The following is a 23750-nucleotide window of genomic DNA, read 5'->3' as shown; positions in this document are numbered from 1 at the left end:
CGGCCTTTTAAACCGGGAGGAATAATTAAAAATTAGTGCTGGTCACCTTCCTGATGCTCATGGGTAGAATCCTGCGCAGCACCGGCTTTCTTCTCTTCCAGGTTCATTCCGCATTTCGGGCATTTCCCCGGTTCATCACTAACAACTTCCAGGTGCATGGGGCAGGTATAAGTTAGACCGGCAGCCTCTTGTTTTACTTCGGTTTGTTCTGTGGTAGTTTGCTTTTCGCTGCTGCTGTTACAGGCGGTAAAAAGGGATAAGCCGAAAACGGCTAAGCCGATGTTTAAAATAAGTGCTTTCATAAAGTGTTGAATTTTATAGATGATTTTTAAATGTAAACTTTAGCCGTAAGCATAGCCCAGCCAAAAGGTGGGATGTCCTCCGGTAAAGAATAGGCCTATGGACGTTACTTCCATAAGCTAAAAATGATAAAACAGAAAGGTAAAATCCGGGTTAATTCATATCTACAAAGCGTAGACTTAGGAAGCAGAAAAGAAGCTTAAAGTAAATGCGTAAGCCTTACTGACTAATGGAGCCAGGCCTTTCTGATGCATGAAATAATTAGAATTTTACAGTTTAGAATGCTGAATCAGCGCAGTATAGCTGTAGATTCTAAAAAAGAAGGGGCACTAAATAATAAAAGTTTGATGTAAAATGCCGATAAACCTGCCGGAAACCGGAGGTGGCAAGGTAAAATGAGGCGTTCTCTCCAGGATAGCTGGTCGGATACTTTGCGTAAAGCTTGGATACGACACTGGTTCTTTAACCAGTTTGGCTACTTGCTGAGTAGAAGAATTAAAATTTGTTTGGGATGCAATACCGCGCTGCATCACGCAGGACATTTCATTACAGGATTTGCTGGAGCCTTTAGCTGCTTTACTACAGCAACAGGATGGGTCAGAAAAAAGGCTTATAGATGTGCCTTTTTCGCCGAAACAATGCGATACCGTCACACGGAAACCCATAGTAGCCAATAATATGGTTACTATCAGGCACAGGTGAACAAATTTCTGCAATGGTTTCATCCGGAATATTAGAAATTATTTAAGTATCAAAACGTTAGCTATTCGAGATAGTTGTGTAACATTTTAATTTTGCTTACAAAAGTATAAATCATTCAGCAAATTGCTGTTATATAATTTTGGTTAAAAGTTATATAACTTGGTTGGTTTTTTAATATTGGCGGGTTCATAGAACCAGGCTCGTATGTTCGCATTTTGATTTGTACGTAGGTTAATAATAGATAAATTATTGATAACAAAAACCAGATAGCAGGGATAGGGTGAACTAGGCAGGGCACATGTTGATGATGCCGTCGGATAGAAATTCCATCCTGCTATCTACTTTCTTTAGAGCCTGAACAGTACCTGGGTCCATTTAACGAGGCCGAATCAAAAGCGAGCAAAGGCTGAGGAGAAAGTTTCTGGTTTTAAAAGCTAATTAACCTATGGAAGCTGATGTATTAAAACACGCCCTGGGCATTGATGTAGCTAAAGACACTTTAGCCATTTGCCTGGGAACATTAAAAACAGACCTGGAAAAGGAATTTATTTTTAAAGGTGATGTCGCCAATGATTCTTCCGGATTCCAGAAAATAACCGGCTGGCTAAACAAACTTAACATCCTGAAGGAGAAACTAGTGGTAGTGATGGAAGCAACCGGAGTTTACCATGAAGCATTGGCTGTGTACCTGCACCAATCTGGGTATACTGTCAGCGTAATGCAATCGGGCCGGGTAAAACGGTATGCCCAAAGCCTGGATCAGCGCTCTAAAACGGATGCCTTGGACAGCCGGATGCTGGCCATGTTGGGTTGTGAACGCAAGCTTACTAATTGGTCTCCTCCGGATAAAGCTTTCCAGCAGCTAAAAGCCTTAAGCCGGGAACGCTCTTTTTTGCTTAAAGAAAAGAATGTAGAAAATAACCGGCTGCATGCGGTAGAAACGGCTGCTTATAGCAATAAAAAAGAAGTGAAACGGTATGCCAGGCGCTTAAAACTGTTAGAGGAACAGCTGGAAGAAGTGGAGCAGGAAATGCGGGATCTGGTAGCCTCAGATGAAAAGCTGGCTCAGAAGATGCGGTACCTGGAAAGCATTCCGGGCGTATCATTCCTTTCAGCAGCCACGGTAGTGGGAGAAACCTGTGGGTTTAATGAGATAAATTCAGCTAAACAGCTCACCAGTTATGCTGGCTTTGATGTAGTGCTGAAGGAGTCGGGTAATTTTAGGGGCAGCACCAAAATAAGTAAGAAGGGCAATAAGCACATCCGTAGCATCTTGTACATGCCTTCGATGACGGCCATACGGGTGAACCCAACCTTGCGGGAATTTTACCTGCGCCTGAAACCAAACAAGGCAAAGCCCATTGTAGCATTAGTAGCCGTGCAGCGAAAACTACTTTTGCTCATGTATAGTTTGTATAAAAAAGAGGAGTTTTATTCCCCACTGCCCCAAGAAAAAACAGCAAGAGCATTAAGCCCTTGCTGCGCAGGATAGCAACACCAGGTAGGTGATTGCTTCCTAAAAATATCTGTAAATAAACTTGACTTTTAACACAGTACCTATCCGGTACAAGTCTTCGCTAGTGCTCCGGGCTTTCCCCTTCTATCCTTCCCGCAAAAAGGCAATTTAACCGTTGCTCCCAGTCAATCCGCTGCGCTCCTTTCCCAAAATCAACCGATAAATTGCCCAGCCAATCACCCAACCGGCAAAACACCGGCGAAAAAAGCGCCGGCCATTTGCCGGTTTAGCCGCTAACGAGTCTGAAACTACCGCAAGCCCACACCATTTGCTCCGGCGCTGCCTCCGCAAAACGTGCCGGCAAGCTATTGTATTCTACCCGCTTGTGAATCCGCCAGAAAAATGGCCGATCCACAAGCTAGTTGCTTTATGCAGCTAGTCGGGCAGTAGAGAAAAAAAGATTTATAATTTAGCAATTGTAAATTAATCGGTAGGTAGACCTGCTTCTTTCAAAAGGGCTCTAAGTTTTCGGTTGGCATCCCGTAACTGAATAATTCTATTTCTATACATCTCCTCTTTTTGCTCCCAAGTTAATTTTGTAAATTCTTCGTTCGTAATAACAGACGATTCGGTCATTGGATTGGATAATGGAGCTGGTGGAGGAGCAGGTGCTTGCTGATAAATTATTGTTGGCCGCGTTATAGCATTATAAAGACGGCGGTTAAAGTTTCTTCTCCGTTTTATGGCAAAAACAACTAATACAACCAATACAATAACTGTTAGCGGACCAGCAACCGGCTCCAGAAGATCGCTGAAGTCAAAATACCTGTTATCCATTGTTCTTAACTAAAATAATTACCTAACTGCCCGAATCATTTAATTCTAATTTTGTTTTACCTGTATTTATCAGGTCACAAATATCTTGCATTTCTGGAATGGAAAAGGTTTGCGTTCTTCTTTTTCGCTCCCAGGTTGGTTTTGGCATACCAATTCCTTTATATACATACACTTGCTTAATACCATTAGACTTTAAAAGTTCCGGTAATTGTTTTTGCAATTCTAAAAATTTTTTAACCGGCTCATCGGATAATTTCATGGGTTTCGATATTTACAAGCTTCAGCTGGAAAGAATAAATTTAATTCCTATTACTGATCATCCTTCCATTAAATACCGAATCTACGTAAAATGTATATAATACGATACTTATTTGGTCCTAGGTTGACCTAATTGCCTGCTCTATTTAACCTCTTAGCCCTCTGATTTAGAATAATGATTTTAAATGCACCAAAATAATTTCCTGTTTACCTATCGCCGGGTATGGTTGATTATTCTCATTTATCTAAAATGGTATCTTATTCCAAATCCCGCATGTCCCGGCCATTCGTCCAGGTGGGAATGGTTGAACATTTTACCTTTGGTGCCGGAAGCCACCAGGGAAATCCGGTTATGCAGGAAAATGTCCACCTCCAGGCCAGCCTGAGGGCCATAAATAATGCGCTCGCGCTTTGCTGAATTACTTTCCCTAGGAACTGAAACCCCTTTGGTGCTTTCATAAGAACCCATACCGCCTAAGAGCAAATGAAAATAAGCAAACTCTCCTATCCGGAAAAATTGCGGTGATAAGAATACCCGACTGCTGAAAGCCGAGTATTCTCTTTCTCCCTCTACATTACCAAATTCCCGCAAGCCGCTAACCCGCACACTGATTTTATCGGTTAGGTAGTTCAGGTAACTACCTTCGTAAAATTCCCCATTTTCCGTCCGGCCATAATGAGCACCCCAGGCGGAGATATGCTTCACGTGCCGTTGGGCCATTACCGGGGTAAGCAGGGCAAAACCAAATAAAAGTATCCAGATTAGCAGTGCCTTTTTCATCTTAATTATTCTTATTTCTGCGTTCGAGTTCTATTAATTGTTTTTGAGCAATCAGATCCGTGTACACCATTTCAGCGGCAATATGAGCCGGGCCCTTTTGCGTACTTTCGGCAATCAGCCTATCCGCTTCCTGACGCAGCTGCATTGCCCGTACCATATTTTCATTTGAGGAATTAATCATGGCCATGCGCTCCCCTTCGGTCATGGCATAGCGCCCCGGATTTTTAAGCGTAGCATTCATTTCGATGCTTTGTTCGGTCATTTCATCGGCAATTTTATAGTAATTCAGGGCTGTCTGAATCTTTTTTTTCTGATTCATTTCCTCGTAAGCATAAGCCGATACGGCTGATTCTTCCCTACGCTCAACGTATTCCGCGGAACTCATGCGGTCGTGGCCATCCGAATCACCGGAGGTACGGGAAAAAACTGAAAATATGGTTTTGATATCTTCTTCCGGATTATTGTTTTGCAAGGCCACCCGCAGGCGTTGCGCCTTGGAAAAATGTGGCATATAATGGGTGCCGGAATTGCCTCCTGACATGGCCAGCGCCCGCGCGAATAATTGCTCCGGGTTGGAAATGCGCAAATCTACAATGCTGTTTACCTTGCGTAAGTCTTCCTGAATCTGCCGTTGCAAGGCCAAACCTTCCGAAGTCAAATCCTTCACCTCTCCGGTAATTTCTTTCGTTACCCCGGCTATGGTTTTGGCATCTTTGATTACCTGATAATTCTGTACGGTTTCCGACCATTGGGCCAGGCGCTTGGCAAAATCACTGATATGTACCCCCATATGAATAGGGTCGTTTACGACAAACTGGGCGTCCGTATTATTCGGACGGAATACCAGCAGCCCGGCTGCCAGTACGGAAATAACCACTTTTTTCATACCTCACATTTTAAAATTTAACAAAACAATTAATTGGTTCCGCTACCGGTTGCCATTTGCCCCGCCGCTGCGGACGTAATTAATATCGGGTAGCCATCCGGTAACAGCACATCCCGTAACCGTTGCCGCGTTTTAGGCCGGGACACTGCATTGGCGGCAACCCGACCAGCCACTCCTACCACCGAGTTAGCGCCGGAAGCCGAGCGGTCAATGGCCGTACTGATTTCCTGCCCGGTTTGCCGCTGCATATCGTATAATCCCCGGTCAACATCTTTGGCTATTTTCTTTTCCGGGTCAATCATAATACCCGGCATGTAATTAAAATCAAAAATATCAGCCTTTACCCGCGTAGGGCCCAAACGGTCGATTTGCACCGTTACCCGGTTGGATTCTACTTTAGCAATGCCGGCAAAGGTCATATTTTTGGGGAAGGTTACCCCTGATACCACCGCATCTTCCAACAGGCGCATAATAACAACGGAGCCAGTACGGACTTTCTGTTCCCCGGATATCACGCATTTGTAAAACACATCAGGGGTAAGCGCTTCCACCTGATTATTGGTACTGGCGGAATTAAACCGGGTATTGGCGACCTTATAAGTGTTGAATCCATCGGCACCAGGTAAAGCCGCCTGCGCTTCTTTAGCCGCGTTAACCAGGCCAGGGTCCCGGTACCGTTTACCGGTGGTTTGCTCATAGACCTGCCGGGTTTGCGGCGAAGAAGAAGCCAGCATCCGCAATACTTCCTGATTGGTTTCAAAGGGAGTGCCATCGGTATCGTAAGCGGAAGCCGAAGTGCTGCGGGCAGTAGAACGGACCCCGTTCCGGGAGCGATTATTATTACGGGGAACTACTATTTGGCTCGTGCGGTATTGGCCGGTAGATTGGTCCTGAACTGTCGTTTCTATCGTATCTACCTCTAGCGCGGCCGAACGGGCTTGTTGTTCCTGTCTTTTTTGCAATTGCAACTGATAGCGCTTTCGGGCGGCTTGCCCGGCGGTATCGACCACAAAAGCATTTACTACTTCTTCTTCGGATGGGCCTGGCTGCGTATATTGGGCTTCCTGTTCTGCTTTGCGTTGTTCCTCCAGGATAGCCGAGGGGGTTTTGTTTTCCAGAATATCGGTTTTGGCCTCGGGTATGGCCTGTTCAATATTTTCTGAAGCGGCTGCCACCGGCATGGTTTTTTGTTCGGCGGCTTTCTGCGCTGATTTTAACCAGAAAAAAAGACCGGCAAAAATAAGAATTACCAATCCCAGCAGGATTTTAAACCAATGCTCTTTTACTACCTCTCCCGGGGTACGCTTCGCGCCGGTTGAAGTAGCTGCCGGCGCATCTATAAAATCATTTTCCAGTCGGTTTTCATTTACATTTTCCATAATGCTCTTTTTAAATTAGATGGAAGCTGCCCGGTTTATAACTTTAGAAGGAATGGGCAATACCAATACCCGCGCACCGTTTTGTTCCCGCAAGGTTACTTCCAGGTACCCGTTTTCTGTGGCTGCATACAATGGAATGGCATAGGTCAGATAACCCGTTGAACGTCCGTTAATATTCTGATTCAGTTCTCCGCCGGAAGGAGCCAGTGGCCGCCGGGCTTCGTTTTTCTTTTTACCCAGAAATTTCTTTTTCGAATTTTCTACCAGTTGGAAATCCGTAAAGTCAACGTTATAGTCGATGTTGGTTTTATTGATGACTTTAAAGCGCAGGTAGGTAAAATCTTTGTCATTGCGAATGTTGGCCAGCGAAAGTACCAGGTCATTTTCTACCACGGCTACCGATTGTTTTTCTTCCCGAGCTTTCCGGAGTTGGGCTAATTTACTTTCAACTACTTCCCTTTTTTCGATTGACTTATCTAGGGCTAGTTCATTACCGATTGTACTTCCTGAAAGGGCACTACCTGTACCATTATTTATGGCAGGAGTGCCTTCATTAAAGTCATATAATTGCATTACCGGGCTTGGGGTATATACTAAGCGCCCCATCCAGTATTTGGAACCGTAGCGAATCAGGATAGGTGTAGGAGCTGTATTTTTTTTCTTTGCCCGGACAAAAACGGCATTGGCTTCAATTTTAACCAGATAATTATTAGCCATACCTACATCCACCAGGGATACCGGCCCGTTGAAAACCATATAGGTAGTAGAAGAATCGGAAACTGCAATATCCGAAAGCGGATTTACTTTCTGTGCTTGTGCCGTTGATACTGCAAAAGCTAGTATAACAGCTAATAAATAGACGCTATTTTTCATAAAACTCAATTTGATTTAAAAAATTATTGACCGGGAGGAACTGCCCCTGGCGTTGCCGGCGATCCGTCAACCGGTGACGGGTTTGCATATCCGGGCGCTGATGGTACCCCTGCCCCTGCCGCAGCATCGCGCAGCTTTCGTTGTCTTTCTAATTCTTGTTGTTGTAAAAACTCTTTTTCTTCGCGGCTTACCGGCGGATTGTAGGCGATGTAATCAAAGTTCGTAATCAGCAGGCCGTAGGGGTTTTCATCGGAGCGGTCTGTTTCCACCAGGTTAAATTTGGCGGCCATGGGCAGGCTTTGCCGTTGCTGGTCACCGATAAAAATGCGCTGCTTGGTATACACCCGTCCAGAATACGGGCGGGTTTTCATATCGAGGTAAATGCTGTCTACTTCGAGTACTGACCGGGCGGAATAGCGCTGGTAATTCTGCAGCACCTGCCCCCGGTTAAAATTTTCGAAAATTCTGCGCCCTCCTGCCCCTTCAATTAAGGGTAAAGCCGCATCCAGGTTTTGTTTAAAAGTGTATTGGTCGTGGCCAAACATCGTTTTCATAAATCCCTTTACCATATTCCTAGCTTCAAAAGGGGTATGGGTATCATCCTGCACCGCCAGTGCTGCGGAAGAGCCAGAATTGGAAACCACATACACCCGCCGACCAGCATCCTGAGTTACTTTATAGAAGCCGAAACCGGCGCTGATGGCCAACACCACAAAGCCAATGATACACGCCAGAGAAATGGTGCGCATCGTTTTAAAAGAGGTATTTAAATCTTTAATCGTACTCATAAAATGAAAATTATATTACTCTAAAATTTGCCTTTATTCCTTGAATATGTTCATTAAGTCATCTTCATCATCTGTATTAGGTTTCGGAGGTATATTCTTTTGCCGAACCGTCGTTCCCAGGTTTTCCGAAGCGCCCAAGGTAGGCAGCGATGCAGAAGCAGCGTTATCTGTGCCTGTTTCACTGACAGCTTTAGGAGTTTCTACAACTGACGAGTTTTTACTTGCTGACTTATTTACCCATCTGGCAGATCCGCCAGAAGAAAACGAACTGCCGCTGGTCGAAGCAGTCGAATTGATGCTTCCATTATACCGAACCGGGGCCGTAGCTGCGCCTCCGGTGGCCATGGATGGGGCTGTAGATCCGCCAGAGAAGGCATTACTATAGCTGCCACCTCCTGAATTGCCACTACCGCCGCCACCAGGACTTCCAAAGCCCAGGGCGCGCCCCAACGCCCCGGAAACTCCGCCTCCGTAGGCTGCTGGTGACAATACTCCCACTGCAGAACCGGCTGCCCCGGCTGCCATTCCGACCGCCGCACTCATAAAGCCCTGCACCGCTGTTGAGCCAATAATATAACTGGTTAGCGTGGGTACCATACAGTACAGAATAATGAAGGAGACGGACATCAGCAGAAATTTAATATCATCCATCGACTGCCCGGGATCTGTAAGGCCTCCAAATACTCCACCCACAGTGGTATCCTGCGTGGCAAAATTGGTATAGATCAAATCCAGCAGGTTCATGGTTAATGCCCAAAACTGCACGGCAATAAAATTCTGGAGCCATTTACCGGCTAATCCGGAAAAGGCCGGAATAACTGAAAGGCAAATGGTAATTGGGCCAATCACATAAAGGAATCCTAATACAAACTGTCTGATAAAAAGTACTATTTGCCGTACCAACATTACCGTTGTACTTGTAAAGAACTGGGTGATGATATGCATTATTGAAAAATTGGCAATACTATTATAGATTTTGGCGTACCAGGTTCCCCCTTGTTCTACCACATCTGCCGGGGCAATATTATCTGATTGCGCTGCGGCGGCAATACCCGGTGGCGTAGTCAGTTTTTGTAAGGCTACGCCCACATTTTCCGAACCATCGAACAAAGCAGTAACGCCTTTGATACCTGCTCCCAGGATATTCATTAAATCCTGGTAAAAGAAAAGCAACAGGAATAAGGCTAAGGCTTTTACAATAGGTGAGAAATCAATCTGCAAACCATGACCGGAAAGGTAACCGCGCCCGATGGAGATAATCAGGGCAATGCTCATAAACGTAGGCGTAATAAAACGGCAGACATCTAACACCGTCTCCAGGGAACGGTCACAAGCCCGTAGAAAATCATCATTGATTCCATGAGCCACAAAGAGTAATTTCATTTCCATATTATTTTCCTAATAAGCCTGCCCGTTTATCCTCTGTGTATTGCTCCACCGCATAGTCCAGGCGTTGCTCGGTAAATGTTTCAAATACCGGGTATCCGTTTTCGGTTTTAACTTTGCCGTTTTTGTCGATGACAAACCGCTTATGCTGCTGCTGGTAGCGCTTGACTAAGCGGTTCAGATGGTTCCGTTCCAGCGGCTTAGAACTTAAAATGGCACTTAATTCCGGAGCTGCTTCCAGGATATACACCTTTCCCTTTGAGCCCTGCTTGATGAAGAACTCCCGGAAATCCGCCGTGGACCGGACAGATTTAATTAAATCCATTTCGTGGTTGGTGAAGCCCAGCGGGGTTTGCAATTGGGAAAGAGAATCCGGATTGGCGTGACGCAGGATAATTTTGGTAGAACTGTTATTAATCAGCGCGTATCCAATTTTGCTTTCTACAATTTCCCCGATGCCCTGGGTGATGATGGTGATGGAGCCATTGGTTTTCCTGATGGTGCGGTACATGGAAACAATAAAGTCTTCCATCACCCCGCCGGATAGCATCGCCCAGGCTTCATCTAAAGCAATGTATTTGATATCATCCGGAAATTTGCGGAATAAATCCAGGGATAGCTCGGTAATGAGCATGGCCACCACGGGATATAAATCCGGGTCGGTTTTTACCTTGGCCAGGTCAAAACAGATTAAACGGTATTCCGAAAGCTCGACGTCCTGTTGGGCATTTAAAACTTTCTCATAACGGCCACCTTCGGTAAATTGCGCCAGCACCAAAAAGAATTGATGGATATCAAAATAATGCATATCCTTTTTGTACTGGCTGCGCATTTCTTCCCTACCGTCCGGTACTTCCGGGTTAGCCTGCATATTGGCATCAAAGTGGCGGATAAAGCGCACGAAACCTGCCATCCCCGGCATTTCTTCATCGGCCTGCCCGGCATTTCCTTCGGTGTTCAGGTACTGGTAATACTGAATCAGAAAGCGGCTTAAAATGGCCCTTTCCGATTTATTCAAGGGAGCGCTGTCGGCCCCGCCTTTCCAGAGTACCGCCAGTAAGGCCAGGTGAAAATTTATTTTCTCGTCGGTATAGACCCATTGGTGGCCATCCGGGGAGCGGGGTACCAGAAAGGGATTGAATTGGATCGGGTTTTCCGGGTCGTATTCGAAATAAGTATTTTCAAAATCCGCCCCGTTTAGCGATTGTACTACATTGCGGTAGGTACCACCAATATCAATGAGAATTTGCCGGGCTTTCCGTTCGTGGCGCTGCACGACAATGTAGCCAAACGTATAGCTTTTACCCGAGCCGGATGGGCCAATGACAATGGCATTCTGGTTATCTAAGTCCGTATTAAATAAATTGACCTGGAGCAGGTTGCGGTTGCGGTCGCAGAAGTACTCTCCTACCCTATCGTTTTTATAGGTGGCCGTCCAATGTATGTAACATACGCCCCGGTCGGCAGTGGTGGTCAGCCATCTATCCGGCACCTGGTAGATATTGCCAGGTAGCAAGCCAAAATACAGCGGTAGGGCTAAATAGGATTCGACGACGCTTTCCGTGCCGAATATATACCGGAAAGCGGCCATAGTTTTCTCGATATTTTCTTTCCGAATAATGTCATTTGTTTCCCAAAGAATTACTGAAACATGTAAGCCGAGAATCTGCTTGTTTTCCGCCCGGACTTCGGCGGTGAATTGTTCAATTTCAAGGGCCCGTAGCTGGTTATCCTGGGTGGCCAGCCGGGAAAGCGAATTATTCAGTTTCCGGTCCGTATCCAGGCTGGAGAGCGCTGCACGGGTATCCTGGATAATAAAGGCCTGCGTTAAAATATGCGGGCACTGTAGAAAGTTGGTAAGTGGGTACAGCATGGGGGCCGTAACGCCGTAGGCATTGCGTACCGCCGGGAATTGCTCACTGCCCTGCCCCACCATGGAAATAACATTTACCTTATTTTCCCCTACGGCCAGGGTACCCAGCGTATTGGATATTTCCCGCTCCTGCCGTTTAGGTACATAATCGAAATTGAGATTAAAATACTGGTGGTACAGTGCCCTGATTTCTTCCGTATCCAATCGCATCAGCTCCACGTCCCCGGTTCCGGATAAACCCGACGCAAATTCCTGGGCAGCCGCTTCGGCTATTTCCAGGGTGTGCAGAAGATTTTCAAAAGGATTTTTTAGCATGGCCTCCCCCATCCGGGAAACCAGTGCATTCAAGGCATTCGTTTTAACCGGTTTTATTTCGGCCGGAGCAAAACTTAGAAATACATAGGATTTTTGGAACAGCACCAGCCTTTCAAAGAAGTGCTTATTCATTTTTCCTTCGAAATAAGTTTGCTCTTTTTTATCTTCCCGGTAGGGCCGGTCATAGTAAATATCAGTTTTCTGAACAATGGTATTGACCGGCAGCGGGCGTAATACGCCCATCAATGCTGCATTGAAGGCCGTAAAGTCCTGTTGGGTCCAGGCTTCCATTTCTGCCGGCTCAATGGCAAAACCAATCGCCACCCGCCCATCTTTGAAAATAACCTTATTATCTTCAAAGGAATGTACCGGCATGACCTTATCAAAGGGTACGGTTTTTTCTTTTTTCATCTTTCTTTGCAGCTACAGGGATAGAGCCGACGGAAATACGCCGGGGTTGCACATATCGGAAAGAAAGCCAGCCGACCAGGAAGCCGGGTGGATGGGTTTTGGTTAAAAAGCGCATGACCAGGATTAAACCTACTTCAAGGAGGAACACGGCCAAATAAACTAACCGGGGAATGGATACCAGCATGTTCAGGAAGCCCAGCAGCAAAACGGAACCGATAAAGAGGCCGACAGCCAACCCCAGGTCCATAATGTTCATCCCTAAGACCTGCGCCGGTTTTTCGATACTTTTATAGGAGCGCATACCCGCAGAAATTTATCTTACACCACCTTCGCCGCCAACAGTTCCTACTAGATCATCTTTAAAGAACTGGAAGCCAAACCATAAAATTACCCCGCCCACGAGCCAACCTAAGGAAGAAAGCGCATCCGGAGCGCCATTTATAAATTTCATGACTACCCGGATTAACCCAATCACCAGGATAATTGAGAAAACTACCTGTACAATGGTAATGATGGTTTCCTGGACCCCTTCCAGGGCCGCAGCGGTTCCACCCTGCGCCATTGCCTGCTGCATATAAGCCAGGCTCATGGCAGTGGCCATTAGTCTTTTTTCCCACGGAGAGGCTTGATAATGGGAGCCTTTACTAATAAGGTTTTGAAGTGTATCGGAGGTTTGTGCCACTTGGCCAGCCATCCTGTTGTAGATTTCGGTTAACATGGTTTAATATTTAAATTGTAGAATTTATACAGAAATGGGGTGCTTAATCCCAAGTAAAAGCCGTTTTTAAGGAGTTTGCAATTGCAAATTGATAGGAGGAACCATAAAATATTTAACTGGGGATGTTAATTTTAAAGCCATCGCTAAAAATTACAATTGTTAAATTTTTATCTGTCAGCACCGCCCTTAGGAGGAGGCACTTTAACAGGGGAATCCGGTGAGAATAATTCACCCACTCCTGCTTTAGCGGAACCGGTACTGTTTTTTAATTCAGCCCGTCGCCGCCTTTTTAAGGCAATTTCAGCTTCCCTGTTTTTTTTGTCGTTGTCCGTTGGTGCCGGTGCTGTCAAGGGGTTATGAAAGAGAGATTGCGCGGGACCTTCTGCCTGCTCAATTTCTGGAGCGCCGTCTGTTGTAATGGAATGCCTAACACCAGGCTCTAAGGCCGTCTCATTACTACCAGTCGGTATAGCATCATTCTTAACTTTATCATGATTCGGGCTATTTTCAATTTCGGGGAAAAAATCTTCTTCCAAATTCCCAAAATCTATAGCCGTTTCAGAATCTGTTTTGGATTTTACATATCCTTCCTCACTTACTAATTCCTTTAAAATTGGGCTGCCTTCCCCATTCGGGCAAACTTCCCTTATTTTAGCATCAGGAATTATATAGTCAGAAAATTTATAATTAAAGGTTTTTAACCCTTTGTAATTGCTCCGCTTCGTTAAAGTAGGTTTTTCATTCTTGCCACTTCCTAAAAATCGCCATCCAAGTAAGCCAATTAATAGCATTACCGGAATTAGGATAAAACCAATAATATATACTGGCGGAGCCATATTGATTCCTTTAACGGGTTAGTTGCTATGAAGTTGTGTAATTATGGTGTTAAAGTTGTGAAAATATTGTTTAGCCTAGCCTAGTAGATTTAAAACTTAGGTTAAGGTTATGCGTTTCTTATAATGTAGTTATGTAAAAGTTAATATGATTAGCGAAAAGAGGATTTATCGGAGAATTTATTTTTATTTATTAATATAATTATTTACATTAGAAGCATTTAATAGGGCTCAATTGTAAAGCTATTAAACCTTATTGATATTGGTAGGTTTGCAATTGTAAAAACGTTCTTTAGTATGTCTTCTTCTGTTGCTACTGCCCCTTGGGGTTTTCCTAATCCGGATTTATCTGTAGGGTATACAGAGGTGCTGCGGTATATTCAATATCGGTTGAAGGTATTAGGTCATGGCCAATTGAAGGCATTTTGTAACCAGTTTAAATTTTCTTATAATACCGTGGTTAACCTGAAAAACGGTACTTCCAAAAGAAAAGAATACCTACAGTTGCAAAAAATATTGAGTGCCCTATCTTTTGATACTACTGCTTCGCTCAATCCTTTGGCCACCTCGGAAGAAAACAAATACTTATACTTGTTTGCCGGAATAGAGGAACTAAATAAATTTAAAGAGCAGTTAGCTTATATCGACCAAATAACCCCTCCCTCCTCTCGCTGAAAGCCAGGTTGGCTTTTTATTTTTTACGTCTTAGCGGTGCTCACCGCTATTTGCATTTTAAAGAATTCTTATAAATTTAATGTGCACCGAGATATGGAACAAAAACTAATTGAAAATGACCCTCAGGAATTAGAGCGATTTAAACAAACAATTGATTTAGTCGGATATGCGCAAAAGCAAGGCTACCAGTTAAAGGAACAAGGTAAGCGCGGCGATTGGCAGCACCTGGAAAATAATGGGGAACATATCATTGTTTCCAGAAAAGATGATAAGCAAATTTATTTTAATCCAGGTGACGACCGGGACAAGGGCAGTATCATTGATTTTGTAAAAACCAGGGAAAATAAGAGCCTGGGAGAAGTCCGGCAGCATTTACGGGCCTATCTAAACGAAACTCCGGAACCCCAAAGCTCCGTGTCTACCACACATCAAAACAACTTATCTGAAAGAAGCCTGGAGAAGTCCGCTAAATCATTGATAGAGATTGAAACTGAAGAGGAAAAACGGACCCGGCTGATTGCCGAAGTATTGGGGGTAAAAAAGGAATTATCAGACCGCCATTACTTGCATAGCCGGTCTCTTTCCGACGAAACTATTGATAGCCCGGCTTTCAAAGGGCGGATATTTACAACAGAAAAGAACGAGCATGGTTTTCGAAATACCGCCTTTCCGCTTTATAATGAAAATGGCCTTGCCAGTGTTGAGCAAAAGAATACCGGCTTTAAAAATTTGCTGGAACTACCCAAAGACGGGATTTGGGTTTCATATCCCACCCAGGGGAAAGATACGCCAATTGAAAGGTTGGTCGTAAGTGAAAGTGCGATTGATTCCCTAAGCTACCACCAGCTGCATCAGGACGGTAAAAACACTATGTACATCGCAACGGCAGGAACCGTTACAGAAAGACAAATTGAATTGATACAGCGTGTAATTGATAAGCAAAATCCAACGGAATTGATTTTAGCCAATGATAGAGACGCCGGAGGTAGGAAATTTAACATTAATTATCTGAATGATTTACAGCCGGCAAGAGCTTTTAAAGAGGTTGCTGACCAGGCAGCTTATTCGGAAAGCAGCCGCCCTATACAATGGCATGCAACTGCCGGTAGATACCATACTAATTTGAGGGTGGAGTATCAGCATCAGAATAGCGAAGAAGGTCAGGAGCGCATTAAAAATATGGTTCATCAGGTAGGCCGTATAAATGCAGGGCAAGATGAACCAAGCATTGAAATGAAAGTTCAGCGAACAACGGAAAAAGATACGGTTATAAAATTGAGCGTAGCTAAAGCTGATACAGCTCAGTTGGAAATAATTAGCCAGGAATTATATCGGCAAAGGGAACAGCTGCGGCCGGAGGTAGAAAGGCACCCAAGCAATTTTGTTCGTGTAGCATATCCGTTGGCAAAAGATTTTAACCGGGACTTAGAATTAACCCGACAAGGATTAACAACTGAACAAATCCGGGAGCAGGTCCGCAAAGACGAGCAGGAGCGCGAAACGCAGCGTATAGTGAAAGAGCAACAACGAGCCACTTTACTTAACCAGGAACAAGCGCAGATCCGCGTACAACCATTAGCTCCGGATAATAGAAGGCAGGAGAAGGAAATGGAACTGTTAAATGCTCCAGCAGCATTGGCAGGTAATGACCCTGGTAGTGAAAAGCAAGTAATTGTGAAAATACAGGAAGTTGATAAAGGTTCAGGCGTAAAAGGCCAGGCTGAGGCGGTAAAAGATACGTTGGAGCGAAGTGGGGCCAACGTGGGAGACATAAAAAGTCAGGTTGAAAGTGGCCTTAAAAATTCAGAAATGAAAGTTTCTTATCATCTGAATGACCCGAAAATAGGCAAGATTTCCCAAGCAATAGAGGCCGTAGGGAGTCAAAAGGGTAATACTGTTATCGAGCATACAACGGACCGGGCTAAAAGAAAAGATGCCGCTCAAAAGGTAGAGCTGTCGCGCCCAAGTCAGCAAGAAATAAGTCGTTAATAGTTTAGAAAGTCTTAATTAAAAATAGGGCTTTATTATAAGTATAAGTATGATTTCCTCTAATTCTAGGTAGTAAGGGACTTTTTCCCCTACTGCCCTTTTCATTTTTACGTGGGCGTTGCCTACAGCCGGGCTACTCCCCTGCGGCGGCCACCTATAAAACCGGAGCAAAAACCGGTTATATGCAGACAAGTGGCCGGTATCCCTAACGCGAGGCCTTAACTGAAAGTCGGGTAGCGCCATGTAGAAATGGGGATGTTGGTTCCGTTACCCTTCACCTGCAGCCCCATTTCTACACCGCCCTCCCCTTCCTGATGAGAGAAATTTTAATTCGGTGCCAGGCCGATTTGCAAAAAGGCAAACCCGCCCGGCCTGTTGTTTTACCGGCATTAGCCGGATCAGCCATCAGAGGGCAGGATAAACCTATCCGGGAGGCAACCATTCTAGTTTACCTTTATGGACCCTCCCGGACAGCATTACCCTGCTCCTACCCTATTTAAAAAAGAAAAAGCAAATGGAGCGCTCGCAAAAATGACGAATTCACCATTTGCCAGGAAAAGGGGCGGCCGGGGAAAAATGTTTAAAAATTAGAAATCTGGAGTTTGGAACGGGGAAGGCAAAAAAATAGGTGAGCCAATCCACCCACCTATTTCTTTCTTTTAAGCCAATTCTTATAAAGCCAGGGCAGCAATATTGTTAAAGGCTTTCTGGTCGGCTTTGAACCGTTCATTGATGGTCAGCGCTGATTTGCCATTAAATAGAGCATAGTTGGCGGCATTGTACACGAGCCATAAGTTGGCTTCGGTTTCCAATAGTTTTTCTTCCTCCCGTAACCGCTCTACGGCCAGCGTAGCCAATTTTTTAGGTAATCCGGATTCACCTATAACTTGCTGGATAGCGGCATCCGTAGGCATCGCTACCTGAACTAATTTGTTATAAACCGAGCCGGTAACAGAATCTTTTTGAGATACAAAATTTCGCAAGATATTAGTTAAATGTTCCTGAAAGAATTCCAGGTTTAGCCCTTTATGGTGGAAGGTTTCGGCCAGGATTTTTTCTTCTTTTTTAATGCGTTCAATGTTTACGTGTTCCACTTTCTCTTTCAACGCATCCAGGTATTTTTTCGGTTGCCCATTTGCCAGCCAATTAAAATATTCTTCATAGGTCATAAATTCATCGGCCCAGCCCATTAAGCCATTGGAACAAATCTGACGGTAATAAGATACTTTTACTTTTTCTTCATTGGTAGATTCAATAGAAGAACCTTGAATATTAAAAGGGCTTTTGCCGGTGTAAGAATTATTAATGATTAAATTTTTATAAATCCGCTCCTCTCCCACTTTTAAACTATCCGGCAAAATTATATTAATACTAAAGTCACCACGGGAGGAGTACCGGGCATCAATTTTATAATCTACTGCTACGCTATCCACGACGGAGCGGAGTAAATCATTTGAAATTAAGGTATATTCATCACTCTGTAAGGCAAAAATGTGTTGAGTACCGTCCGGCATAGAACCTACAATTGCCCGTTGGCGATCTGATGGCAATAAATTATAATTGCCTGGTAATAAAGTTTGCAACTTTTCCTCTTTTACCGGAAAACAGATGGCATCCCAGTTATTTGCTTTCTCCAGATTCGTGCTTTGAGTTGACATGATTTCTAATTTTTATAATTTGAGTATTTAACAATTGTTAAATTATGTATATAATATAATACGAAAAAGTATCAAAAAAGATACAATAAATATTATCTATTTTAACTTATTATAGGGTAAAAATTAGAAAGAGATATTGGGTATGAGCAAGCGAAGGAATTGATTTTGCAATTGTAAAATTTAAAATTTATTTGGCTTGAAATTCTTAGACTAATTTTTCAATTGCAATTTTATAAATACATTCAAATAGTCTGTACTAATTGAAGCTAAGATTATTATCTTGTTTTATGTTTTTCACTGATGAAACCTAGCTTTTCACTGATGAAACCTAGCTTTTAAACTAAACCGGCAATTTTCAGGAATAAACCTCCTGCGTTTTTGGTTGCTTTAATTTTATCGGTTTTCAATTTATAACTGTACTGAAATAATTTGTTCAGTAAATCTTCATCGTATAATATTTTATTTACCAATTTTTCTTCAATGATATTCAAGCTATCCAGGATAGTGCGGGCATTTTGCTTACGCACATCATCTGTCGGCAGCTCAAAGGGGAGCGGTAACTGCTGAACAGTCTGCTTATTTACATAAAACCGGATGTGGGTAAAATTACGTCCTTTCTTGGTCATGACGTAACTGATGCGCAAATCCGTAAATTTATTAATTTGTTCTACGGCAATGTCCAGGACATTTTTCTTAAATAAAGAAATAGACGAGTATTGCTCTTTTTCTTTGTTTTTTGGGTCTTTTAAGTGGAGAATAACCTTTAAATCATCAATAGAATAGATTTTCGTTTCCCCAATGTCCTTCCACTGGCTGGCAATCTGGTAAATGCGTTTAGCCCATTTACTGGGTAGCATAAACGCGGCCTGGAGCTGGAAGCTGGTGAAATTGTTTTTTAAATCGATTAAATAAGGCCGGATGTTTTCGGATATCTCCAGTTCAATCATGCCTTCTCCCTTCCGGTGCAGCGCTGAAGCCAGTAAACCTACCTGCAAGACGGTTTTGTTATCCTCAAATACGTATTCTCGGCTGCGGAGGGCTGAAGTTGCTTCCAGGAACTGGCCGTGGTGCCATTGCCGGCCGGTTGCTTCCTGTAGTTCTTTTACCGAAATTTGGTATTTAGTGCCCGGTTTATCATCCGCCCGTAATTTGGAAAGCAGGAAAAAGGAAATATCCATTTCAATGGCAGACATTTCATAACGCGCGGTAGTTATGGCGTTATGTTGCCGGATTTCCAGCTTGTGCGGCTCCTGTTCCCTTGTTAATTCTTTAGACATGGGATTACTACCCTAAATTGTACAACATTGCAACAAATATAGTAAAGAAACCAGATAAAACAAGTATAAAAAAATACACTAGCTTTTCACTGATAAAACCTTGCTTTTATGCTTATTAAACCTAGCTTTTGAAGGATTAAACCTAGTTCTAGACTGATGAAACCTTGCTTTTCACTGATGAAACCTAGCTTAAATCGCTTGTAACCCATTGATAATTAAATAACTACAGCCCCTGCAAATACTATACAAATATTTAAAATACTACAAGTTTGTAGTTAAAAGGAAAAGGCTTTTAAGGATTTGGTTCGACCGAAATTAATAAAAAAAAGAGAAAAGCAACAAATGATCAGATAAAGTAAAGGAATTGCGCGCGCAAATTGCATTATTTAAATAAAAAATATAAGTATTATGTTTAAAAGCTAGTTTTCATCAGTTGATCCGGTGCTTGTGCCGGAGATTGCTAAATTATTTAGTAACAGACGTTTGAAAGTGTCTCTGTGACTGATAAAACCTAGCTTTTGGCTGATGAAAACTAGCTTTAACTCTAAAAAATCATATAATTTACTATTAATTTGTAAATTACTGAGATAAAAACTAGCTTTTGTCATCCAGGGATTATCTATCAGACCGGGTCCGGCTAATTTTTCCGGTTTTGACTAAGTGCTTTTCGTATAATTTAAAAGCTTCCTGGGCATAATCCGTTAAATTTTTCGGTCCGTCGGTGCCATTTAATTGAACCAGGTTAAATTTCGCATCCAGCCATAAAGAATTTAATAAACGTACATTCTTCGTTTCTTCCGGGATATTTTCTACCACGGGCGGGTGTTGTCGGTTAGACGCTTTACTTTTCGTACTGTTCGTTACCGTAGCCGGTACATCAGCCGTTAATGCGGTCGCTTCCGGAGAATTTGTAAGCTCCTCCCCTCCCCTACTATTATTTTCAGGTTCAGGTTCCGCTGGTGGAATAACTTTTTCCGGTTCCATAATACTAGGTTCGACTGGGGCAACGGCTGCACTTTTGGTCATGGCCTCCCCTGCCATCGTGGAGCGGGCTGCATCCCTGGAAGCTTGCGGCACGATGATGCGGGCTTTCCCGAATTTTGGAGTACCTGGTTTCTTAACCTGATTTTTTTCCGGTGAATCGGAAAGGTTTTTATCTTGCTCAGCCATTTTCTTATTCTGTTATTGTTTTAACCGGTAATTCCATGCGTTCAATTAATTCATTACAAATGGCATGTATTTCTTCCGCCACATGCTTATCCCCGCCCACGTACCGCAGATATGCCGGAGTAGTGAGGCTATATAAGGTTGAGGCTCTTTTGTATGCAGCCCGATAGCTAAGCGATGATTTAAGACGGGTTAACCCCAGCGCATCCACATATTCATCCATTTCCTGCTCTTCTTTGTTATTTGACCGCTTCGTAGAAATACCAAAATATTCAAATGGAATTTCAGCTTTATCCGCTTCTACCTTAATGGTGTGTAAGATATTCATAAATTCGGCGGTACTGGCCCGGTCGAGGTAATCAGCAACTAAGGGAACAATCACCGCATCACAGGCCGTCAAGGCATTAAATACATCGTCACCATCGGCCCGGCCTGGTACATCAATAAATACCAAATCGTAATCATTTTCCGGGTTATCAATAAAATCAAATATCCCACCCAAGGCAATGGAAAATATATCAAAAGGATATGCTGCCTCCGGATTGGATTCTTTTAGCAATTGTAAACTCTCTTCATCAATTTGATTTCGGGTTTTTACAATACTTTGCTGGTAATCACAATCCAGGACAGCAATTTTTAGTTTATAGTCAATGGCCAGCGCTGCCGCCAGAATCAATGTTAATGTTGATTTTCCTGAACCACCCTTCTGGGTGGCAAAACTTACTATTTTCATAACTGAATTTAAATCCCTATATCCAACCTTTTTAAATCCTGAAATTTATATTTCAGTTCACAAATCTATAAAATTATAAGTTTATAGCAATATAAGAGTTCGGTTCTATAGAAATATAATCAAATAATATTATAATCTTATAGAAGGATAAATATGAATAATGATAATTGTATAGTGTTATAATTTTATATATATGTTATTTTATAACTTTATAAAAATGACTAGCTATATAATTATAAAATTATACAATAACACTATTATTATTCTATACCCTTATAGTTATAGCTAATTATGCTTTTATAAAACAATAATTTTATAACAATGAATTATTATAAAACTTTAATATTATACAATTATAATTATGCATATTTATAATAGTATAATGTAATAAGTTTATAAAATTATAAGATAATATGGTTATAATTATGCCGTGTTATAGGAATGTTAAATTATGCTATTATAATTCTATAAGAGTGCTGGAATTTAAATTAAATTTTGCGTATGATGGAGTATTATAATCTTATAATTGTATAACATTATAAAAATGGAAAAAGTTTTGAATTATTCCTGGTGTTATAACTTTATAAAAATGTTAAAATATAATCTTATAAGATATTACATCTTCCATTTGGGGCTATAGAGGCCTGTACAGAGCATTCAAGGATAATTTCTTTTTCTTAGCAAGGATAATTTCTTTTTCTTAGCAAGAAGAGCATTGCAAATGCAATTCTAACGAATTGATTTATAATTGCTTGTATTTAAGCAGAGCTTAAAATTGTAGAAATTAAAAACTAAGATGTTAAAAATCAGTATTCTATTGTAGAAAAGGTAAAGTAATCTGTCTTGATTTAAAGGATATGACGAAGCACGAAGGAAGTACGACCACCGCCCGAATTCACGCCGATACGCATCATTTATTAATCAAAGAATCGAAACGTTTGGGATTAACTGCGGTCGAATATGTAGATGCCGCGGTTAGTTATTTTGGGGTACGAGGTTTAAATCCAGTGGAAATTGAAGCCAGGGAAGGAGCGTTAATCATGCAGGATATCAAACGCCTGGGAGACCGGATTTTTGGGTATATGCAAGAGCAGGAGCGAGGTTTGTTTGTCATTATGTTGGAAGAAATGATTCGTTCCCGGGTAACCACTGACCGGGTATTGCGTTTGCAGGAAGTTATTTTGAGCACCTTTCAGGACGATGATTTGCGCAAAAATAAAGATAAAATTAAAACGTTACGGGCGCAAAACGACGAAGCCATTAATGGGCAGTTGAAAATTATTTTTGATTCTGCCAAAGAAATTGCCCCCGGAAAGTTAAAGAAGAAAGAATAAGTACATTAGGTTTTAAGCAATCTATAAGGTATGTACATCAAGCTCATTAATCCAAAAACCCATGGTTTAGCAGCTTACAATAATAATGGAAGTAGCCTGCAAACTTTGAACTATTTAGTGCAGGAAGCCAAACGAGAGCAGGAGAATTCGGACATTTTCTTTAATCAGGAAGAAGATAAATTAACATCTGAACAGGTAAGGCAGGACATCGATACCAATGTAAAAGGGCTGTCGGGAAAGGATGCAAAGTTTTATTCCCTTATCATCAGTCCCAGCGCGGATGAACTTTCGCATATCAAAAATGATGAACAACTCCTAAAATTTTACACGCGCCAGGTGATGGAGCTGTATGCTCAAAATTATAAGTTAAAGGAGGACCGGCAACTTACTTCTCAGAATTTAGTTTGGGGTGCAGCTATTCACCATTACCGGAGTTACCGGGGAACAGATAAAGAGGTATTGGCCGGTACGGCAAAAGTTGGAGAAAAACGGCCGGGATTGCAAACCCATGTTCATGTTATTGTGAGTGCCCGGGACCGGGAACAAAAAATTACGTTAAATCCGAATGCAAGAAAGGAGCGGTTTAATTTAATAGACTGGCAACGTAAATCCGGACAACTCTTTGAAAAACATTTTAGATACACTGCCCAGGAGAAAGAAAAGATTAAGGTTAAGCAGCGCGACCCCAGCCGGGATGCGGTCCGGGCTCTCCGTATTCGGGAGCGAGTTAACATAATTAATACAATTGTGCCACCAGCGCAGCGACTTGATGCGGAACGAGTGAATAATATAGCTAATGGTCGTAATTACGATAAAACATTTTATCGTTCTTTAAACAGGGTAGAACTGAAAGCTCAACAAGGTAAACCGATTGATAATGCTTACCACTTGCTGGAAACTGGACGGGAGCAAAATAAATCTACCAGTGCACCTACCCGGAATCTGATATATGCGTTACAGCAGGCTCTTCATTCTGGTACTAATTCGAACACTAAAACCGAGGAGATAGGGGAGGGGAAACGACCCAAAAAAGGAGAAATCGAAATTGATTAGCCGGGTATTAAGGACTTCCATTTTGCAAATGTTAAATTATAAAGCATAAAATTTAATAGTAGGAGTAA

26 protein-coding genes are annotated in these 23750 nt (G+C 42.6%); 6 read left to right on the top strand and 20 right to left on the bottom strand.

Annotated features, from left to right (window positions below; all coding sequences use genetic code 11):
* Window positions 1-32: 32 nt before the first annotated feature.
* Together ADHAQ_RS0101005 and ADHAQ_RS0101000 are read right to left on the bottom strand one after the other, a co-directional pair.
* Window positions 33-302 carry a heavy metal-binding domain-containing protein gene (locus ADHAQ_RS0101005; protein ID WP_026461346.1) on the bottom strand — a complete coding sequence of 90 codons (270 nt, stop codon included), beginning with the start codon at window positions 300-302 and terminating at the stop codon, window positions 33-35.
* A gap of 327 nt (window positions 303-629) precedes the next feature.
* A complete protein-coding gene (locus ADHAQ_RS0101000; RefSeq protein WP_026461345.1) occupies window positions 630-1025 on the bottom strand; it encodes an HYC_CC_PP family protein in 396 nt (131 codons plus the stop codon).
* Between the two features lie 422 nt (window positions 1026-1447).
* Here ADHAQ_RS0101000 and ADHAQ_RS24100 point away from each other — a divergent pair, with 422 nt between their 5' ends.
* A complete protein-coding gene (locus ADHAQ_RS24100) occupies window positions 1448-2494 on the top strand; it encodes an IS110 family transposase (protein WP_051359625.1) in 1047 nt (348 codons plus the stop codon).
* A gap of 85 nt (window positions 2495-2579) precedes the next feature.
* On the opposite strand, the gene ADHAQ_RS28790 is transcribed toward ADHAQ_RS24100, so the two are convergent.
* From ADHAQ_RS28790 to ADHAQ_RS0100930, 14 genes are all read right to left on the bottom strand, one after another.
* A complete protein-coding gene (locus ADHAQ_RS28790) occupies window positions 2580-2714 on the bottom strand; it encodes a hypothetical protein (RefSeq protein ID WP_281172305.1) in 135 nt (44 codons plus the stop codon).
* Between the two features lie 30 nt (window positions 2715-2744).
* Window positions 2745-2873, bottom strand: coding sequence for a hypothetical protein (locus ADHAQ_RS28785; protein ID WP_281172304.1), 129 nt, complete (start codon window positions 2871-2873; stop codon window positions 2745-2747).
* Window positions 2874-2941: 68 nt separating this feature from the next.
* On the bottom strand, window positions 2942-3295 hold the full coding sequence (locus tag ADHAQ_RS0100985; protein WP_026461344.1) for a hypothetical protein: 354 nt from the start codon (window positions 3293-3295) through the stop codon (window positions 2942-2944).
* A gap of 22 nt (window positions 3296-3317) precedes the next feature.
* Complete coding sequence (locus tag ADHAQ_RS0100980; RefSeq protein WP_026461343.1) at window positions 3318-3554, bottom strand: hypothetical protein; 237 nt, start codon at window positions 3552-3554, stop codon at window positions 3318-3320.
* A 240-nt stretch (window positions 3555-3794) separates the two neighbouring features.
* Window positions 3795-4334 carry a hypothetical protein gene (locus ADHAQ_RS0100975; protein ID WP_026461342.1) on the bottom strand — a complete coding sequence of 180 codons (540 nt, stop codon included), beginning with the start codon at window positions 4332-4334 and terminating at the stop codon, window positions 3795-3797.
* Window position 4335: 1 nt separating this feature from the next.
* Window positions 4336-5220 carry a hypothetical protein gene (locus ADHAQ_RS0100970; protein WP_026461341.1) on the bottom strand — a complete coding sequence of 295 codons (885 nt, stop codon included), beginning with the start codon at window positions 5218-5220 and terminating at the stop codon, window positions 4336-4338.
* A gap of 29 nt (window positions 5221-5249) precedes the next feature.
* Window positions 5250-6599, bottom strand: coding sequence for a conjugative transposon protein TraM (gene traM / locus ADHAQ_RS0100965; RefSeq protein WP_026461340.1), 1350 nt, complete (start codon window positions 6597-6599; stop codon window positions 5250-5252).
* Window positions 6600-6614: 15 nt separating this feature from the next.
* Window positions 6615-7472: a DUF4138 domain-containing protein gene (locus ADHAQ_RS0100960; protein WP_026461339.1), complete on the bottom strand. Its 858-nt coding sequence runs from the start codon at window positions 7470-7472 to the stop codon at window positions 6615-6617.
* Between the two features lie 23 nt (window positions 7473-7495).
* Complete coding sequence (locus ADHAQ_RS24095; protein WP_051359624.1) at window positions 7496-8260, bottom strand: hypothetical protein; 765 nt, start codon at window positions 8258-8260, stop codon at window positions 7496-7498.
* A 33-nt stretch (window positions 8261-8293) separates the two neighbouring features.
* Window positions 8294-9643, bottom strand: a complete 1350-nt coding sequence (locus ADHAQ_RS0100950; protein ID WP_157433308.1) for a TraJ family protein — start codon at window positions 9641-9643, stop codon at window positions 8294-8296.
* A 7-nt stretch (window positions 9644-9650) separates the two neighbouring features.
* Window positions 9651-12245, bottom strand: a complete 2595-nt coding sequence (locus ADHAQ_RS24090; RefSeq protein ID WP_051359623.1) for a VirB4 family type IV secretion system protein — start codon at window positions 12243-12245, stop codon at window positions 9651-9653.
* Window positions 12217-12546, bottom strand: coding sequence for a hypothetical protein (locus tag ADHAQ_RS0100940; protein ID WP_026461337.1), 330 nt, complete (start codon window positions 12544-12546; stop codon window positions 12217-12219). The genes ADHAQ_RS24090 and ADHAQ_RS0100940 overlap by 29 nt, the downstream gene beginning before the upstream one ends.
* A 12-nt stretch (window positions 12547-12558) precedes the next feature.
* The gene (locus ADHAQ_RS0100935; RefSeq protein ID WP_051359622.1) at window positions 12559-12963 is read right to left on the bottom strand and encodes a hypothetical protein; all 405 of its coding nucleotides are present in this window, start codon (window positions 12961-12963) and stop codon (window positions 12559-12561) included.
* A gap of 167 nt (window positions 12964-13130) precedes the next feature.
* On the bottom strand, window positions 13131-13799 hold the full coding sequence (locus tag ADHAQ_RS0100930; RefSeq protein WP_026461335.1) for a hypothetical protein: 669 nt from the start codon (window positions 13797-13799) through the stop codon (window positions 13131-13133).
* A gap of 294 nt (window positions 13800-14093) precedes the next feature.
* Here ADHAQ_RS0100930 and ADHAQ_RS0100925 point away from each other — a divergent pair, with 294 nt between their 5' ends.
* The 3 genes from ADHAQ_RS0100925 to ADHAQ_RS0100915 all read left to right on the top strand — a co-directional run bounded on the left by ADHAQ_RS0100925 (window position 14094) and on the right by ADHAQ_RS0100915 (window position 16960).
* Window positions 14094-14471: a hypothetical protein gene (locus ADHAQ_RS0100925; RefSeq protein ID WP_026461334.1), complete on the top strand. Its 378-nt coding sequence runs from the start codon at window positions 14094-14096 to the stop codon at window positions 14469-14471.
* A gap of 93 nt (window positions 14472-14564) precedes the next feature.
* Window positions 14565-16460 carry a toprim domain-containing protein gene (locus tag ADHAQ_RS0100920; protein WP_157433307.1) on the top strand — a complete coding sequence of 632 codons (1896 nt, stop codon included), beginning with the start codon at window positions 14565-14567 and terminating at the stop codon, window positions 16458-16460.
* Window positions 16461-16774: 314 nt separating this feature from the next.
* The gene (locus ADHAQ_RS0100915; protein ID WP_026461332.1) at window positions 16775-16960 is read left to right on the top strand and encodes a hypothetical protein; all 186 of its coding nucleotides are present in this window, start codon (window positions 16775-16777) and stop codon (window positions 16958-16960) included.
* A gap of 171 nt (window positions 16961-17131) precedes the next feature.
* Here ADHAQ_RS0100915 and ADHAQ_RS0100910 read toward each other — a convergent pair whose 3' ends face one another.
* The 4 genes from ADHAQ_RS0100910 to ADHAQ_RS0100895 all read right to left on the bottom strand — a co-directional run bounded on the left by ADHAQ_RS0100910 (window position 17132) and on the right by ADHAQ_RS0100895 (window position 21295).
* On the bottom strand, window positions 17132-18118 hold the full coding sequence (locus tag ADHAQ_RS0100910; protein WP_026461331.1) for a hypothetical protein: 987 nt from the start codon (window positions 18116-18118) through the stop codon (window positions 17132-17134).
* A gap of 335 nt (window positions 18119-18453) precedes the next feature.
* Window positions 18454-19395, bottom strand: coding sequence for a replication initiation protein (locus ADHAQ_RS24085; protein ID WP_051359621.1), 942 nt, complete (start codon window positions 19393-19395; stop codon window positions 18454-18456).
* 615 nt (window positions 19396-20010) lie between these two features.
* Complete coding sequence (locus ADHAQ_RS0100900) at window positions 20011-20565, bottom strand: hypothetical protein (RefSeq protein ID WP_026461330.1); 555 nt, start codon at window positions 20563-20565, stop codon at window positions 20011-20013.
* 4 nt (window positions 20566-20569) lie between these two features.
* Window positions 20570-21295: a ParA family protein gene (locus ADHAQ_RS0100895; protein ID WP_026461329.1), complete on the bottom strand. Its 726-nt coding sequence runs from the start codon at window positions 21293-21295 to the stop codon at window positions 20570-20572.
* An 857-nt stretch (window positions 21296-22152) separates the two neighbouring features.
* Between ADHAQ_RS0100895 and ADHAQ_RS0100890 the strand changes: the two genes are divergently transcribed.
* Both ADHAQ_RS0100890 and ADHAQ_RS24080 read left to right on the top strand, forming a co-directional pair.
* Window positions 22153-22629, top strand: a complete 477-nt coding sequence (locus ADHAQ_RS0100890; RefSeq protein ID WP_026461328.1) for a BfmA/BtgA family mobilization protein — start codon at window positions 22153-22155, stop codon at window positions 22627-22629.
* A gap of 30 nt (window positions 22630-22659) precedes the next feature.
* Complete coding sequence (locus ADHAQ_RS24080) at window positions 22660-23682, top strand: DUF5712 family protein (protein ID WP_051359620.1); 1023 nt, start codon at window positions 22660-22662, stop codon at window positions 23680-23682.
* Window positions 23683-23750: the final 68 nt, after the last annotated feature.

The sequence above is a fragment of the Adhaeribacter aquaticus DSM 16391 genome (assembly GCF_000473365.1).
Classification (GTDB): domain Bacteria; phylum Bacteroidota; class Bacteroidia; order Cytophagales; family Hymenobacteraceae; genus Adhaeribacter; species Adhaeribacter aquaticus.
This window is presented reverse-complemented; position numbering and strand designations above follow the sequence as displayed.

Bases quoted from the DNA above. Each gene is read 5' to 3' on its own strand.
- ADHAQ_RS24090 (WP_051359623.1), bottom strand. From the start codon at position 12,245: ATGAAAAAAGAAAAAACCGTACCCTTTGATAAGGTCATGCCGGTACAT.
- ADHAQ_RS24100 (WP_051359625.1), top strand. From the start codon at position 1,448: ATGGAAGCTGATGTATTAAAACACGCCCTGGGCATTGATGTAGCTAAA.
- ADHAQ_RS0101000 (WP_026461345.1), bottom strand. From the start codon at position 1,025: ATGAAACCATTGCAGAAATTTGTTCACCTGTGCCTGATAGTAACCATA.
- ADHAQ_RS0100930 (WP_026461335.1), bottom strand. From the start codon at position 13,799: ATGGCTCCGCCAGTATATATTATTGGTTTTATCCTAATTCCGGTAATG.
- ADHAQ_RS24095 (WP_051359624.1), bottom strand. From the start codon at position 8,260: ATGAGTACGATTAAAGATTTAAATACCTCTTTTAAAACGATGCGCACC.
- ADHAQ_RS0100925 (WP_026461334.1), top strand. From the start codon at position 14,094: ATGTCTTCTTCTGTTGCTACTGCCCCTTGGGGTTTTCCTAATCCGGAT.
- ADHAQ_RS0100970 (WP_026461341.1), bottom strand. From the start codon at position 5,220: ATGAAAAAAGTGGTTATTTCCGTACTGGCAGCCGGGCTGCTGGTATTC.
- ADHAQ_RS0100890 (WP_026461328.1), top strand. From the start codon at position 22,153: ATGACGAAGCACGAAGGAAGTACGACCACCGCCCGAATTCACGCCGAT.
- ADHAQ_RS0100895 (WP_026461329.1), bottom strand. From the start codon at position 21,295: ATGAAAATAGTAAGTTTTGCCACCCAGAAGGGTGGTTCAGGAAAATCA.
- ADHAQ_RS0100940 (WP_026461337.1), bottom strand. From the start codon at position 12,546: ATGCGCTCCTATAAAAGTATCGAAAAACCGGCGCAGGTCTTAGGGATG.
- ADHAQ_RS0100975 (WP_026461342.1), bottom strand. From the start codon at position 4,334: ATGAAAAAGGCACTGCTAATCTGGATACTTTTATTTGGTTTTGCCCTG.
- ADHAQ_RS0100910 (WP_026461331.1), bottom strand. From the start codon at position 18,118: ATGTCAACTCAAAGCACGAATCTGGAGAAAGCAAATAACTGGGATGCC.
- ADHAQ_RS0100920 (WP_157433307.1), top strand. From the start codon at position 14,565: ATGGAACAAAAACTAATTGAAAATGACCCTCAGGAATTAGAGCGATTT.
- ADHAQ_RS0100980 (WP_026461343.1), bottom strand. From the start codon at position 3,554: ATGAAATTATCCGATGAGCCGGTTAAAAAATTTTTAGAATTGCAAAAA.
- ADHAQ_RS0100985 (WP_026461344.1), bottom strand. From the start codon at position 3,295: ATGGATAACAGGTATTTTGACTTCAGCGATCTTCTGGAGCCGGTTGCT.
- ADHAQ_RS0100900 (WP_026461330.1), bottom strand. From the start codon at position 20,565: ATGGCTGAGCAAGATAAAAACCTTTCCGATTCACCGGAAAAAAATCAG.
- traM (WP_026461340.1), bottom strand. From the start codon at position 6,599: ATGGAAAATGTAAATGAAAACCGACTGGAAAATGATTTTATAGATGCG.
- ADHAQ_RS0101005 (WP_026461346.1), bottom strand. From the start codon at position 302: ATGAAAGCACTTATTTTAAACATCGGCTTAGCCGTTTTCGGCTTATCC.
- ADHAQ_RS24080 (WP_051359620.1), top strand. From the start codon at position 22,660: ATGTACATCAAGCTCATTAATCCAAAAACCCATGGTTTAGCAGCTTAC.
- ADHAQ_RS0100935 (WP_051359622.1), bottom strand. From the start codon at position 12,963: ATGTTAACCGAAATCTACAACAGGATGGCTGGCCAAGTGGCACAAACC.
- ADHAQ_RS0100960 (WP_026461339.1), bottom strand. From the start codon at position 7,472: ATGAAAAATAGCGTCTATTTATTAGCTGTTATACTAGCTTTTGCAGTA.
- ADHAQ_RS0100950 (WP_157433308.1), bottom strand. From the start codon at position 9,643: ATGAAATTACTCTTTGTGGCTCATGGAATCAATGATGATTTTCTACGG.
- ADHAQ_RS0100915 (WP_026461332.1), top strand. From the start codon at position 16,775: ATGAGAGAAATTTTAATTCGGTGCCAGGCCGATTTGCAAAAAGGCAAA.
- ADHAQ_RS24085 (WP_051359621.1), bottom strand. From the start codon at position 19,395: ATGTCTAAAGAATTAACAAGGGAACAGGAGCCGCACAAGCTGGAAATC.